Origin of the sequence: Pusillimonas sp. (genome assembly GCF_044464525.1) — a bacterium.
GTDB lineage: Bacteria > Pseudomonadota > Gammaproteobacteria > Burkholderiales > Burkholderiaceae_B > Pusillimonas.
Genome location: NZ_JBIQLE010000019.1, coordinates 15,796 through 28,329 on the forward strand (window position 1 = coordinate 15,796; position 12,534 = coordinate 28,329).

Here is a 12,534-nt window from a genome sequence, read left to right on the forward strand (position 1 = left end):
CGCCTACACCCGTCCCGATCAGAAAAATTCGGGAAGTCCCGTGTAGCGGGACCGCAGGATGCGGCCTGTAATTAGTCTGTCGTCCCTCGACCGCCTTAAGAACTCACCGAAACGCTCCAAGCTTACCGGTCTCAAGCTTACTGAGCAGGCAATCCTTTGACGACGCTTCCCGCTTTGATCCCATATTGCCCAAACCAGCCCTGGCGCATTTCCAACGCGTATCGCATCGGTCGCGCTGGGCAATGTTCGGCTTCGCTATGGGGCTGCATGTCGCGCAGATTGATGATTAGGCCTTCGGCGTCGATGAAGGCAATGGTTAGTGGCAGGGGAGTGTTCTTCATCCAGAAGCACTGCAAGCCGTCGTGCTCAAACACGAACAGCATTCCGTGATCAGGGGGCAGAGACTCGCGGAACATCAGCCCACGATTGCGGACTTCGGGCGTGGCCGCGACTTCGACGTACGCGGCAATACCATTCATTTGCAGGGTGGTAGTGGGTAATAGCCGACCTTGCGCCGACGTTTGCACAGGAACTAAACTGGCCAGGAGCAGGGCCGCGCAGACCCCGCCTTTTGCCTTATTGCCCACCTGTTTCCACGAGCCTGCCGCACGTTTTGCAGGGCGCGGCAGAGCTAAAAAAAGAGGCCCTGAAGGCCTCTTTAAGGGTGCTAGTTTCAGCATCGGTGTGTGTTTAATTTAATAGATGGTGATCTCAAGAGGCAGACGTGATATTGAGCGCCTGTTTACCTTTGGGGCCCTGGGCAATTTCGAAAGCGACTTTCTGGCCTTCTTTCAGGGTTTTGAAGCCATTCATTTGAATGGAAGAAAAGTGCGCGAAGAGATCTTCTCCACCGTTGTCCGGCGTAATGAAACCAAAGCCCTTGGCGTCGTTGAACCACTTGACGGTTCCAGTTAGCTTTTCGGTATCGTCAGCGGAGGGGGTGCTTAGTTCAGACATGCGTACTGCCTCTCGACTATAGTGTAGGGTTGAAACTCGACAGCAAAGGGAACGGATTTTGCCCTTCGATTCTGGGGATGCCATCAAATAGCTGTAACACTCAGAATACTGTGATAATGCGCAACATGTCCCGCCACAGTCAACTATGGTAATTACTTAGATTGAAGATTGAAGTAAACATGGCAATCGATACAGACACACGCCGCGGTACAGTTCTAGACGTAGAAATAAGCAAGCTCGCGCCGCCCCCCATGTACCAGGTAGTGATGCTCAACGACGACTACACCCCTATGGAATTCGTTGTCGCCGTGCTGCGCAGGGTTTTCGGGAAAACCGAAGAGGAGGCCGCCCATATCATGCTGAAAGTACACCACGAAGGGCGTGCCGTGTGCGGAGTCTATCCGCGTGACATCGCCGCCACTCGCATCGAGATGGTCATGCAGCTTGCCCAAGCCCGTCAGCATCCCCTGCAATGCATCATGGAGCCGGCCCCCGACGCCTGAGTAGTCAAATACACGCAATGATTGAATCTGTTTTTCATCATTCACGACTACGGGTATAGTTAGAGTACGGAACCCCCGGAGATGGCACAGGTCTCATAACAGGTAGAGCCTTTTAGTCATAGAATAGAACCATCGAATGCTTATCCGCTTCGTAATGCAATGGAGGAAGCGTGATCTCTGAAGAACTTGAAGTCAGTCTGCACATGGCCTTTGTCGAGGCCCGTACTGCCAGGCACGAATTTATAACCGTAGAGCATTTGCTGCTCTCCCTGCTCGACAATGCCGCGGCCATCGAGGTGCTGCGCGCGTGCTCGGCAAACCTAGATGCCCTGCGGCAAGACTTGCGCAAATTCATCGCCGAAAACACCCCCGTGTTTCCCGGCGAAGAAGAAGTCGACACCCAGCCCACCTTGGGCTTTCAGCGCGTCATACAGCGCGCCATCATGCACGTGTCGTCGGGCAACTCAAATAAAAATACAGTCACTGGCGCCAATGTGCTGGTGGCCATGTACGGCGAGAAAGACTCTCACGCGGTCTATTACTTGCTACAGCAGGGGGTAACCCGGCTAGACGTAGTAAATTTTTTATCGCATGGTATTACCAAGGCTTCGGAAGAGCCGCCGACCGAACCGGTCAAGCAACAACAGCCGGCCTCAGAAGCAGAACATAAATCCGATCAGCAGAAGTCACCATTGGAACTCTACGCTCTCGATCTCAATGCTGAAGCCCGCCAAGGGCGCATCGACCCGCTCATCGGGCGCGAGCTCGAGGTCGAACGCGTCATCCAGGTGCTGTGCCGCCGCCGCAAAAACAACCCGCTGCTCGTGGGTGAGGCGGGCGTCGGAAAAACCGCCATCGCCGAAGGCTTGGCATGGCGCATCACCCAGGGCGATGTGCCCGAAATCTTGGCGGACGCCCAGGTTTTCGCGCTCGATATGGGCGCCCTGTTGGCGGGCACCAAGTATCGCGGTGATTTCGAACAGCGTCTCAAGGCGGTGCTTAAGTCGCTCAAAGAGAACAGCAACGCTATTTTGTTCATCGACGAAATCCACACCCTGATCGGCGCGGGTTCGGCCTCGGGCGGAACGCTCGACGCTTCCAACCTGCTCAAGCCCGCCCTGTCGTCGGGGCAGCTCAAATGCCTGGGCGCCACTACCTACAACGAGTACCGGGGCATCTTCGAAAAAGATCATGCCTTGTCGCGCCGCTTTCAAAAAATCGACGTGGCCGAACCTACGGTCGAGCAAACCATTCGCATCTTGCGCGGCCTCAAAGGGCATTTCGAATCGCACCACGGGGTGCGCTATTCGGCGGCGGCCATTACTGCGGCGGCCGAGCTTGCCGCCCGTCACATCAATGATCGCTTCCTGCCCGACAAGGCCATCGACGTCATTGACGAAGCCGGCGCCGCCCAGCGTCTGCTGCCGCGTTCGCGCCAGAAGAAGGTCATCGGCAAGGGCGAAATCGAAGCGACCGTTGCGAAAATCGCACGCATTCCGCCGCAAAGCGTCTCGAACGACGACCGCAACAAGCTGGCCTCGCTCGAGCGCGACCTCAAAACCGTCGTGTTCGGTCAAGACGCCGCCATCGAGGCCCTGGCCGCGTCCATCAAGATGGCACGGTCTGGTTTGGGTCGGCCCGACAAGCCCATCGGCTCCTTCCTTTTCTCGGGCCCCACCGGCGTGGGCAAAACCGAGGTCGCCCGCCAGCTTGCATTCACGCTGGGGGTCGAGCTGCTGCGCTTTGACATGTCCGAGTACATGGAGCGTCACGCTGTCTCGCGGCTCATCGGCGCGCCTCCGGGCTACGTGGGCTTCGACCAGGGCGGGCTGCTTACCGAAGCCGTCAGCAAGCAACCGCATTGCGTATTGCTGCTGGACGAAATCGAAAAAGCCCATCCCGACGTATACAACATCCTCCTGCAGGTGATGGATCACGGCACCCTTACCGACAATAACGGACGCAAGGCCGACTTCCGCAACGTGATCATAGTCATGACCACCAACGCGGGGGCCGAAACGCTTAATCGCGCCACCATCGGTTTTGCCGCGCCATCAAAGCAGGGCGACGAAATGGTGGACATCAAGCGCATGTTCACGCCCGAGTTCCGCAACCGGCTCGATGCCATCATCGGCTTCACGCCTTTGTCTCGCGAAATCATTTTGCGGGTGGTCGACAAATTCCTCATGCAGCTCGAAGACCAATTGCACGAGAAGCGTGTGGAAGTCAGTTTTTCGCAGGCTTTGCGCGACCATCTGGCCAAAGAGGGCTTTGATCCGCTCATGGGGGCCCGTCCCATGCAGAGGCTCATCCAAGACACCATCCGGCGTGCCTTGGCTGACGAGCTTCTATTCGGACGGCTCGCCGACGGCGGCCACGTCGACGTCGACCTTGACGAGCAGGGCAAGGTCAAGCTCGACATCAGCGACGCGAAACCGCCCAAGGCCAAGCATCGACCCCCGGTCGATTCAGAAGCCGCGCTCGTTGACTAGGCAGCGCAACCACTCACTGGGCCCCGGCGCCGGGGTCCATTGCGGCGGGGCCTGATATGTCGGCCCCGCCGCTGATTGCCTGCCGCCATTGCGACCAGCTTCACCAGCGCCTGCCGATCGAGGCGGGCGCTCTTGCATCCTGTGTGCGCTGCGGCTATGTCTTGTACAGGCAAAGCGGGCTTGCATTGGGCCAATGGACGGCGCTTGCCGTTGCGGCCGTCGTAGTCTTCGCCATAGCCAACTACTTTCCCATCGCCGTCCTGCGCGTGCAGGGCGTCAGCGTCCATGCCACCCTGCCGCACGCCATCTGGATCACCTGGCAGCAGGGACACGGGCTGGTGGCGTTGGTTACGGCGCTGTTCGCGTTCGCTTTTCCGCTGGGCCAGATACTATTCCTGTATTGGGCCCTGCGCGCCATCTCCACAGCCAGGCTGCCCGCCGATTTCAAGTACGGAATGCGCATGCTCGACACCATCTCGCGCTGGAGCATGTTTTCGGTGATGCTGCTGGCTATTCTGGTGGCCATGGTCAAGCTGATCGATCTGGCCAGCGTCCAGTTCGGCATGGGCCTGTGGGCTTGTGTCGCGGCGGTTTTTTTATTGACGGCGCTTAGCCGGGTTTCGGCCCAGCGCTTGTGGCGCTACGCCGAGGATGCCGGCCTGGTCGAACGGTCGGGCGCCGGCCTAAGGCTTGATCAGCCCCATGCCGCATGCGAGCCCTGCGGCTTTGTCCAGAATGTTTCGCCGGGCGGCTCGTGCGCGTGCCGGCGCTGCGGCGCGCAAGTGCACAAGCGCAACCCGTCATCGTTCTCGCGCACCTCGGCGCTGATCATGGCCGCCGCCGTTTTCTACATCCCGGCCAACTGGCTGCCGGTGATGGTGATACACACGCCCGCCGGCGAATCTGCCCATACGATACTGGGCGGCGTCGTGGAGTTCTGGCGCATGGGCTCGTGGGATCTGGCCATCATTGTGTTCATAGCCAGTGTCGTGGTTCCCCTGACCAAATTGCTCGCCCTGGCGGTGCTGATGCTGCGCACGCGCTGGCGCGGCCCGATCATTCAACGCCAACGCACTCGCCTGTACGAACTGGTCGAGTTCATCGGCCAGTGGTCGATGCTTGACGTTTTCGTGGTCGTGCTGCTGTCCGCCATGGCGAATTTTCCCGGTTTCTCGCAGATTCACGCCGGCGAGGGCGCCGTGGCCTTCGGGGCAGTGGTCGTCCTGACGATATTCGCGGCAATGAGCTATGATCCCCGGCTGGGATGGGATGCCGATCCGCAAGCAGACGATGCTTCCTTGGCGTCCGCCGCAAGAAATAATCAATCCGCGCCGCCTGCCGATCCTGCCGGGCGCAGCGCATGAAAGGGAAGCCCGCATGAGCAGCGATCAAGACAATTCCAAACCGGCTTCGTCCGGCCCCGATGCCGCCAAGGCCGGCGACAAGGCGGCGGGACGGCCCTCCGGTCCGGCGGCGCCCACGGTCAAGCCGCGGCGTCCGACCCGCATATCCTGGATCTGGCTGGTGCCGCTTGTTGCCGTGCTGGTTGGGCTTTCGTTGCTGGTGCGCGGCTGGCTCAGCGTCGGCCCGGTGGTCACCATCAGCTTCGAATCGGCCGAAGGCCTCGAGATAGGGCAGACCAAGGTTCGCTATAAAGACGTGGTGGTGGGGCTGGTCAAGGACATCCGCATCGCCGAAGACCGCTCCAACGTCCTGGTCAAGGCCCAGCTAAATCGCGACGGCGCGCGATATTACACGCAGGAATCGGCCAGCTATTGGGTGGTGCGCCCGCGTCTGGGGCTAAGCGGCGTGTCTGGGCTGGGCACTTTGCTGTCGGGCGCCTACATCAGCGTGGATGCGCCCAAAGAGCTGGATGGCGGCCAGACCGTCACTGTTTTCAAGGGCCTTGAAACTCCTCCCGAAATTGCTTCGGGCCGCCAGGGCAGGCGGGTCACCCTGATGACCAAAGACCTGGGCTCGCTGGACATCGGCTCGCCGGTCTATTTTCGCCGCATTCCCGTCGGCCGCATCATTGGCTACAGCCTGGCGGAGGACGGGCGCAAGGTCAACGTGCAGGCCTTCATCGACGCGCCCAACGACCGCTTCGTCACCGAGGACACTCGTTTCTGGAACGTCAGCGGCATCGACATGTCGCTGGGGGCTTCGGGCGTCGAGGTCAAGACAGGCTCTTTGGCGGCGATCATCGCGGGCGGCGTCGCCTTTGCGTCGGCCAATCCGTTCAACACCACGCCGGCCCCCGAAGATGCGACCTTCGCCCTGGCCGATTCCGAAAGTGACGCCATGGCCGAACCCGACGGGCCGCCGTTCAGGGTCGACATGGTTTTCCGCCAGTCGGTGCGTGGCCTGAAGCTGGGCGCGCCCATCGATTTTCGCGGAATGGAGCTGGGCGAAGTCTACGACATCGACCTCGAGTTCGACGAAAGCGAGAAACGCTTCCATGTGCTGGTCAAGGCGCATCTGTATCCCCTGCGCTTCGGCGGCGCCTATGACCGCCTGTCCGACGAGCAGAAGGCCGAAAGCTACCCGGCCCACCATCTGCTCGATCCGCTTATCAAGCACGGCCTCAGGGCGCAGATCAAGGCTTCCAATCTATTGACCGGCCAGCAGTACATCTCGTTTGATTTCGTGCGCGACGCCGAGCCCGTTCAAACCGATCCCGAGGCCACGCCGCTGGTCATGCCCACCGTGACGGGCAGCTTCGACAAGCTTCAAGAGCAGTTGGGCAATGTGGTCGCCAAGATCGACAAGATACCCCTGGACGGCATAGGCAAAGAGCTGCACGCCAGCCTTGCATCGTTGCACCGCCTGCTTGAAGGCCTGAGCGGCGTTGGGCCGCAGGTGGGCAATACGCTGAAATCCGTGCAATCTTCCCTGAACAAGCTCGAAGGGATGCTTGACGCCGACTCTCCCATAAACTCCGGGCTCGAAGGCACCATGCGCGAGCTTCAAAGCGCGGCCAGGTCGCTGCGGGCCCTGGGCGATTATCTGCAGACGCATCCGTCGGCATTGATACGGGGCCGTCCCGGGGACGTGCTGCCGGCCCCTTAGAAGAGAAGCACGCCATGAAACCTTCAGCCATTCTTTCCTGCCTGATTCTGGCCGCCGCGCTCGGCGGCTGCGCTTCGGCGCCGCAAAGCCAGTATTACACCCTGTCTTCGTCCGAAGGGCAGGCCCCGGCGCCGACGGCGCAGGCGGCTTTCGCCATCAGCCTCTCGGCGGTCGAGGTGCCCCCGCAGGTCGATCGTCCTCAAATCGTGCTCAGCCACGAAAACGGCACCCAGGTCACTCTGCTGAACGAGTCCCAGTGGGCCGCGCCGCTGGCCGACGAGATTCGCAATGCCTTGTCGCGCGACTTGTCGCGCCGGCTTGGCGCGCTCGATATCGAACCCCGCGCAGCCCCCGAGGACCTGCCCTTGTGGCTGCTGAGCGTGACGGTGCATCGCTTCGAGTCGGTGTACGGCCACCGCGCGCTGCTCGAGGCCACGTGGCGCCAGGCCCCGCGCCATGGCGCTCAAGGCGAGGCGGCGATCTGCCGTGCGGCGATACAGGTGCCGGTCGAGCAGGGCATGCCTGGCCTGGTCGCGGGCCATCAGCGCGTCTTGGAAGAGCTTGCCGGCCTGATGGCGGACAAGCTTTCAGGTCGGCCCCTTTCCGCCGCGACGGGTATCGCCTTGAAGGGTTGTGTGTAGGGCCGCCGGTAAAGCTGGCCCAACGGATCAGCTTCGGCCGGTGCTGCCGAAGCCGCCTTCGCCGCGCTCGGTTTCGATCGAGAACTGTTCCACATAGTGCAGCCCCACTTGGGCCACTGCCTGGAACATCAATTGCGCGATGCGCTCGCCGGGCTCGATCAAATAGGCGGCATCGCCGTCATTGGCAAGAATCACCCCGATTTCGCCGTGATAATCCGCATCGATCACGCCTATGCCCTGGGCGACCCGGACGCCGTGCTTCAACGACAGGCCCGAGCGCGAGGCGACGATGGCGACCAGGGCGGGATCCATCATATTGATGGCCAGGCCCGTCTTGATCAGCACCCGGCCCCCGGGCGGGAGTTCCACCGGCTCGTCGATGCAAGCGCGCAAGTCCATGGCGGCGGCGCCTTCGGTGGCATAGGCGGGCGGTGGAATCTTTGTTCCGAGCAGGGGATTGACGATGCGGGCTTCGATGCGTCTGAACACAAGGGGTCCTTTGCAAGGTTGAAGGGCCGGCCGCCGCGCCGTGTGGCCGGCGACCGTCCCGGGATTGTATACCTTGCGCCATGAGCCGGCTTGCCCGGCCGCGTCCGTGTATTCAACGCCCCCAGCGCGGTAGGTAAGAGGGCGCGGAAGTGTTGCCGGTGGACTCGATCCGGCAAAGAAAGGGGTCGGCGAAATGGGTCGGAAGCAGCAGTACATCGCTGCGCGCACAGTCGTCGAGCATGGCCAGCCGTGTTTGCAGGGCCGTGACCCGATCATCGTCGAAGATGGAGTACAGCTCGGGAAAGGGCAGTTGCACCGGATGGTGGATGACGTCGCCGCAGAACAGGGCCTGCTCGCCGTGTCCCCTGAGGCGGATTTTCACGTGACCCGGCGTATGTCCGGGCGCCGCCTCCACCGTCAGCAGATCATCCACGGTGTAGCCTTCTTCGATCAGCTCCATCTGGCCTGCTTCCTCTACGGGCAGCACGCTGTCCGCAAACACGAACTGCTCGGATTCGCGCGGCACGTAGTCGGGACGGCGCTCGTCCCAGCGCTCGAACTCCTTGCGCGTGAACAGGTAGCGGGCGTTGGGGAAAGAGGGAACCCATCGGCCGTTCTCGAGCCTGGTGTTCCAGCCGACATGATCGGAGTGCAGATGGGTGCACATGACGAAGTCGACGTCTTCGGGCCGCGCGCCCGCCGCCGCCAGCCGTTCGAGCCAGGGTTCGCTGCGCATGTGGAAGCGCGGGTTGGTGGGCCGCTGCTTGTGATTGCCGATGCAGCTGTCTATCAGGATGGTGTGATGCCTGGTGCGGACCAGCCAGCTATGGATGCTGGTGCGGATCTTGTCTTCGACGGGATCATAGAAATGCGGCACGAGCCAGGATTCGTGCCGGCGCCACATATCGGGACGAAAATCGGGGAACATGAAGGTGCTGACGAAGCCCGGCCCGTGGTAGTCCTGGACGCGGGTAACTTCGATGTCGCCGAACTGCAGGCCCTTGCCCGCGAGATTGATGTCCTGTATTCCAGTCATATGCAAGACCTCCTTCAATTGGGTGCAGTGTGCCACCGTCAGCCCGGGGTTGTCATACAAAACCCACGTGATATAAGTTTATTCGACATGGGTAGAAGTATTTTGAGATCGACGGATACTGTGCTGGCGCGTCAGAATAGGGTTTCACGGAATAAGTAGGTTGCAGTAAATCCGACATCCACCATGAGCCGTATGCTCACACTCGCAAGGAGTTTGCCATGAGACCCCTGCCGACATTGATGTTCAGTATTCTGTTTGCCGCCGCCGTTCCCGCCGCCGCCCAGGCCCAGCCGATCGTACTGAAAGTGGCGCACTTTCTGCCGGTCGCTTCCGCGGCTCACAGCAAGATGATCGTTCCCTGGTGCGAAAAAATCGAAACCGCATCGAATGGGCAGCTCAAGTGCCAGATCTATCCTGCCATGCAGCTGGGCGGAAACCCCTCGCAGTTGTTCGGCCAGGCCCGCGACGGCATCGCCGACATCGTCTGGACGCTGCCGGGCTATACGCCGGGCCGCTTCCCCATCTCCGAGGTGTTCGAACTGCCTTTCGTGGCCACGACGCACCAGGCCTCGTCCCGGGCGCTGTGGGACTACACGCAAAAGCATGCGCAGTCGGAGTTTGCCGGCGTCAAGCCCATCGCCACCTGGGTCAACGGGCCCAACTACCTGCATCTGCGCGACAAGCAGGTCAAGACGATGGAAGACTTGCGGGGCATGAAAATACGCGCGCCTTCGCGCATGAGCAACGCGCTTCTGACCAAGCTGGGCGCAAGCGCCATGGGCATGCCGCTTCCGCAAGCGGTCGAGAGCTATTCAAAAGGGGTAATCGATGCCGCCATGCTGCCCTGGGAGGTGATCCCCGGCGTCAAGATGCACGAGCTGTCGAAGTTCCATGCCGAAACCGAAAGCCCCCGAATGCTGGCCACCTCCACCATGATCTACGTGATGAACCAGAAAAAATTCGACAGCCTGCCTCCCGACCTGCAGAAAGTCATCGACGATCATAGCGGCGCCGACACCTCGGCCTGGGTCGCGGCCCAGTTTGAAGAGGCCGATGCCATCGGGCGCAAGGCGGCGCTCGACCGGGGCAATACGGTCTACAAGATCAGCGCCGAAGAACTCGAACGGTGGACGCAGGCCACCGCTTCCATACGGCAAGAGTGGATCGATGCCGCCGGCAAGCAGGGGGGCGATGGCCAGGCGCTGTACGACGATGCGATATCGCTCGTCGATCAATACACGAAATAACTTCCACGCGGCCGGTTGCAACGGCCGCGGTCATCCCTACAGGAGGGACGAGGCGCCATGCCGCTTTCATCTCAGGCACAAGCCGGGCCGGGACGGGGCCGCCGCTGGCTGGAGGCCGTTTGCTGGTTTTTCGCCATGTTGGGCGTTGTGTTGTTTCTCATCGAGGCGCTGTTGTCGGCCGCCAGCATCTCGGGGCGGATCGCCCTGCGAGCCCCGGTGCCCGGCGACTACGAACTGGTGCGCATGTTTTCCGCGGTGGGCATCGTGTTGTGCCTGCCTTATTGCGAAATCAAGAAAGGCCACGTTCTGGTCGACTTCTTTACCCTGAAGGCTCCAGAGCCGTTCAAGCGCGGGCTTGACGTCACGGCTTCGCTGCTGATGGCCACGGTGGCGTTCCTGCTGGCGTGGCGCACCGGGGTGGGTACGCTGGAAATACGCCAATACCAGGAGACCAGCATGGTACTGGGCCTGCCGATATGGTGGACCTACATACCGCTTGCGCCTGCCTTCGTCCTGCTGGGCATCGCGGCGCTGGCCAATATGCTTCAGCCGGGGGAGGCTTCATGAGCAGCGTCCAGATCGGCATGCTGATGGGTGTCTTCATGCTTGCCATGCTGGCGCTGCGCATCCACGTCGGCATCTCCATGTTCGTGGCGGGCGCGATCGGCTACTTCTGGATTTCCGGCTGGGACGCCCTGATCGCCACCATGAAGCACGCACCCTATGCGCGTTTCTCCATGTACGATTTGTCCGTCGTGCCGCTGTTCCTGCTGATGGGGCAGTTCGCCACCTATGGCGGGCTGTCCAGCGCCTTGTTCCGGGCGGCCAATGCTTTCATCGGCCATTGGCGAGGCGGCATGGCCATGGCCGGGGTGGGGGCCTGCGCGGGCTTTGGCGCCATTTGCGGGTCTTCGCTTGCCACGGCGGCCACCATGACCCAGGTGGTCTTGCCCGAGCTCAGGCGCCATGGCTATTCGGGCAGCCTGGCCGGCGGCTCCATCGCGGCCGGCGGAACATTGGGCATCCTCATTCCCCCCTCGGTTCCCCTGATCATCTACGCCATCCTGGCGGAACAGAACATCGCCAAGATGTTCATGGCGGCGCTCGTGCCCGGCGTGCTGGCCGCAATCGGATACATGATCGTGGTGGGCATCGTCGTGCGGTTCAAGCCGGATGCCGCCGGCCCCTTGGTGGCCAGGCATGGCTGGGGCCGACGCTTTCGCATGCTGCTGGCCACCTGGCCGGTCATACTCATATTCGCGGTGGTGCTGGGCGGCATCTACAGCGGCTTGTTCACCGCCACCGAGGCGGCGGCCATCGGGGCCCTGGCAACCGGCCTGGTGGCCTGGAAGTCGGGAGGCCTCAAAGACGGCGGGCTGGCCGCTTGCATTTCGGGCACCGCCACGGGCACGGGCATGATCTTCCTGATCCTGATCGGCGCCGACATGCTCAGCTCGCTGCTGGCCGTCAGCCAGATGTCGAACATCGCGGCCGAATGGGTGCAGGGGCTGGGCCTGGGGCCGTTCGGCGTGCTGTTGGCGATTCTGGCGATCTACATCCTGCTGGGCTGCGTCATGGACAGCCTGTCCATGATCATCATCACCATTCCCATCTTGCTGCCGGTGGTGCTGGGCCTTGATTTCTGGGGCCTGGGGCCCGACGAGAAAAGCATCTGGTTCGGCGTGCTGGCCATGGTCGTCATGGAAATGGGCCTCATCACGCCTCCGGTGGGGATGAACGTCTACGTGATCAACGGTGTCGCCCGAGACCTGCCGCTGCGCGTGATCTTCCGCGGCGTCGTGCCTTTTCTCGCGTCCGATTTCATACGCCTTGCGCTGCTTGTGAGTTTCCCCGTGTTGACGCTGGCGCTGGTGCGCTGGCTAGGATAAAGGACCCATATATGCCCATTGCCCGCCTATCCATCATGCAGGGCCGCAGCCCCGAAGAGGTTGCGGCCCTCATCGATGCCGTGACCGAGGCCATACATCAAAGCCTGCAGGCGCCCCACGCCAACATACGCGTGCTGGTCGACGAGGTGCCGCCCAGCCACTGGGGAATCCGGGGCAAGACGGCGGCCGAGCTCGGAGAATCCTGAACCGT

The 12,534-nt window shown here is 61.6% G+C and carries 13 protein-coding genes; 9 read left to right on the forward strand and 4 right to left on the reverse strand.

Annotated elements, in window-relative coordinates:
* Window positions 1-137 precede the first annotated feature (137 nt).
* Window positions 138-680: a DUF192 domain-containing protein gene (locus tag ACIY1O_RS11575; RefSeq protein ID WP_397475247.1), complete on the reverse strand. Its 543-nt coding sequence runs from the start codon at window positions 678-680 to the stop codon at window positions 138-140.
* A gap of 31 nt (window positions 681-711) precedes the next feature.
* Window positions 712-957: a cold-shock protein gene (locus ACIY1O_RS11580; RefSeq protein WP_397475248.1), complete on the reverse strand. Its 246-nt coding sequence runs from the start codon at window positions 955-957 to the stop codon at window positions 712-714.
* A 179-nt stretch (window positions 958-1,136) separates the two neighbouring features.
* Here ACIY1O_RS11580 and clpS point away from each other — a divergent pair, with 179 nt between their 5' ends.
* The 5 genes from clpS (at window position 1,137) to ACIY1O_RS11605 (ending at window position 7,662) form a co-directional block, all read left to right on the forward strand.
* The gene (clpS, locus tag ACIY1O_RS11585) at window positions 1,137-1,460 is read left to right on the forward strand and encodes an ATP-dependent Clp protease adapter ClpS (RefSeq protein ID WP_397475249.1); all 324 of its coding nucleotides are present in this window, start codon (window positions 1,137-1,139) and stop codon (window positions 1,458-1,460) included.
* A 170-nt stretch (window positions 1,461-1,630) separates the two neighbouring features.
* Window positions 1,631-3,952, forward strand: a complete 2,322-nt coding sequence (clpA, locus tag ACIY1O_RS11590) for an ATP-dependent Clp protease ATP-binding subunit ClpA (protein ID WP_397475250.1) — start codon at window positions 1,631-1,633, stop codon at window positions 3,950-3,952.
* A 56-nt stretch (window positions 3,953-4,008) separates the two neighbouring features.
* Window positions 4,009-5,316: a paraquat-inducible protein A gene (locus tag ACIY1O_RS11595; RefSeq protein ID WP_397475251.1), complete on the forward strand. Its 1,308-nt coding sequence runs from the start codon at window positions 4,009-4,011 to the stop codon at window positions 5,314-5,316.
* A gap of 13 nt (window positions 5,317-5,329) precedes the next feature.
* On the forward strand, window positions 5,330-7,021 hold the full coding sequence (locus ACIY1O_RS11600; protein WP_397475252.1) for a PqiB family protein: 1,692 nt from the start codon (window positions 5,330-5,332) through the stop codon (window positions 7,019-7,021).
* A gap of 14 nt (window positions 7,022-7,035) precedes the next feature.
* Window positions 7,036-7,662, forward strand: coding sequence for a PqiC family protein (locus tag ACIY1O_RS11605; RefSeq protein WP_397475253.1), 627 nt, complete (start codon window positions 7,036-7,038; stop codon window positions 7,660-7,662).
* Window positions 7,663-7,689: 27 nt separating this feature from the next.
* Here ACIY1O_RS11605 and dut read toward each other — a convergent pair whose 3' ends face one another.
* Window positions 7,690-8,151 (reverse strand): dUTP diphosphatase, encoded by a 462-nt coding sequence (gene dut, locus ACIY1O_RS11610; RefSeq protein ID WP_397475254.1) that lies wholly within the window; start codon window positions 8,149-8,151, stop codon window positions 7,690-7,692.
* 112 nt (window positions 8,152-8,263) lie between these two features.
* The gene (locus tag ACIY1O_RS11615; RefSeq protein ID WP_397475255.1) at window positions 8,264-9,187 is read right to left on the reverse strand and encodes an MBL fold metallo-hydrolase; all 924 of its coding nucleotides are present in this window, start codon (window positions 9,185-9,187) and stop codon (window positions 8,264-8,266) included.
* 218 nt (window positions 9,188-9,405) lie between these two features.
* Here ACIY1O_RS11615 and ACIY1O_RS11620 point away from each other — a divergent pair, with 218 nt between their 5' ends.
* Genes ACIY1O_RS11620 through ACIY1O_RS11635 form a run of 4 tightly spaced genes read left to right on the forward strand, consistent with a single transcriptional unit; the run spans window position 9,406 to window position 12,529 of the window.
* Window positions 9,406-10,434 carry a TRAP transporter substrate-binding protein gene (locus tag ACIY1O_RS11620; protein WP_397475256.1) on the forward strand — a complete coding sequence of 343 codons (1,029 nt, stop codon included), beginning with the start codon at window positions 9,406-9,408 and terminating at the stop codon, window positions 10,432-10,434.
* A gap of 57 nt (window positions 10,435-10,491) precedes the next feature.
* Window positions 10,492-11,001, forward strand: coding sequence for a TRAP transporter small permease (locus tag ACIY1O_RS11625; RefSeq protein WP_397475257.1), 510 nt, complete (start codon window positions 10,492-10,494; stop codon window positions 10,999-11,001).
* On the forward strand, window positions 10,998-12,323 hold the full coding sequence (locus tag ACIY1O_RS11630) for a TRAP transporter large permease (protein WP_397475258.1): 1,326 nt from the start codon (window positions 10,998-11,000) through the stop codon (window positions 12,321-12,323). Before ACIY1O_RS11625 ends, ACIY1O_RS11630 begins: the two co-directional genes overlap by 4 nt.
* A gap of 11 nt (window positions 12,324-12,334) precedes the next feature.
* Window positions 12,335-12,529, forward strand: coding sequence for a tautomerase family protein (locus ACIY1O_RS11635; protein ID WP_397475259.1), 195 nt, complete (start codon window positions 12,335-12,337; stop codon window positions 12,527-12,529).
* Window positions 12,530-12,534 lie beyond the last annotated feature (5 nt).

Excerpts from the sequence above, each read along its gene's own strand:
- ACIY1O_RS11615 (WP_397475255.1), bottom strand. The coding sequence starts at position 9,187 with ATGACTGGAATACAGGACATCAATCTCGCGGGCAAGGGCCTGCAGTTC.
- ACIY1O_RS11620 (WP_397475256.1), top strand. The coding sequence starts at position 9,406 with ATGAGACCCCTGCCGACATTGATGTTCAGTATTCTGTTTGCCGCCGCC.
- ACIY1O_RS11580 (WP_397475248.1), bottom strand. The coding sequence starts at position 957 with ATGTCTGAACTAAGCACCCCCTCCGCTGACGATACCGAAAAGCTAACT.
- ACIY1O_RS11600 (WP_397475252.1), top strand. The coding sequence starts at position 5,330 with ATGAGCAGCGATCAAGACAATTCCAAACCGGCTTCGTCCGGCCCCGAT.
- ACIY1O_RS11605 (WP_397475253.1), top strand. The coding sequence starts at position 7,036 with ATGAAACCTTCAGCCATTCTTTCCTGCCTGATTCTGGCCGCCGCGCTC.
- ACIY1O_RS11635 (WP_397475259.1), top strand. The coding sequence starts at position 12,335 with ATGCCCATTGCCCGCCTATCCATCATGCAGGGCCGCAGCCCCGAAGAG.
- ACIY1O_RS11630 (WP_397475258.1), top strand. The coding sequence starts at position 10,998 with ATGAGCAGCGTCCAGATCGGCATGCTGATGGGTGTCTTCATGCTTGCC.
- ACIY1O_RS11625 (WP_397475257.1), top strand. The coding sequence starts at position 10,492 with ATGCCGCTTTCATCTCAGGCACAAGCCGGGCCGGGACGGGGCCGCCGC.
- clpS (WP_397475249.1), top strand. The coding sequence starts at position 1,137 with ATGGCAATCGATACAGACACACGCCGCGGTACAGTTCTAGACGTAGAA.
- ACIY1O_RS11595 (WP_397475251.1), top strand. The coding sequence starts at position 4,009 with ATGTCGGCCCCGCCGCTGATTGCCTGCCGCCATTGCGACCAGCTTCAC.
- ACIY1O_RS11575 (WP_397475247.1), bottom strand. The coding sequence starts at position 680 with ATGCTGAAACTAGCACCCTTAAAGAGGCCTTCAGGGCCTCTTTTTTTA.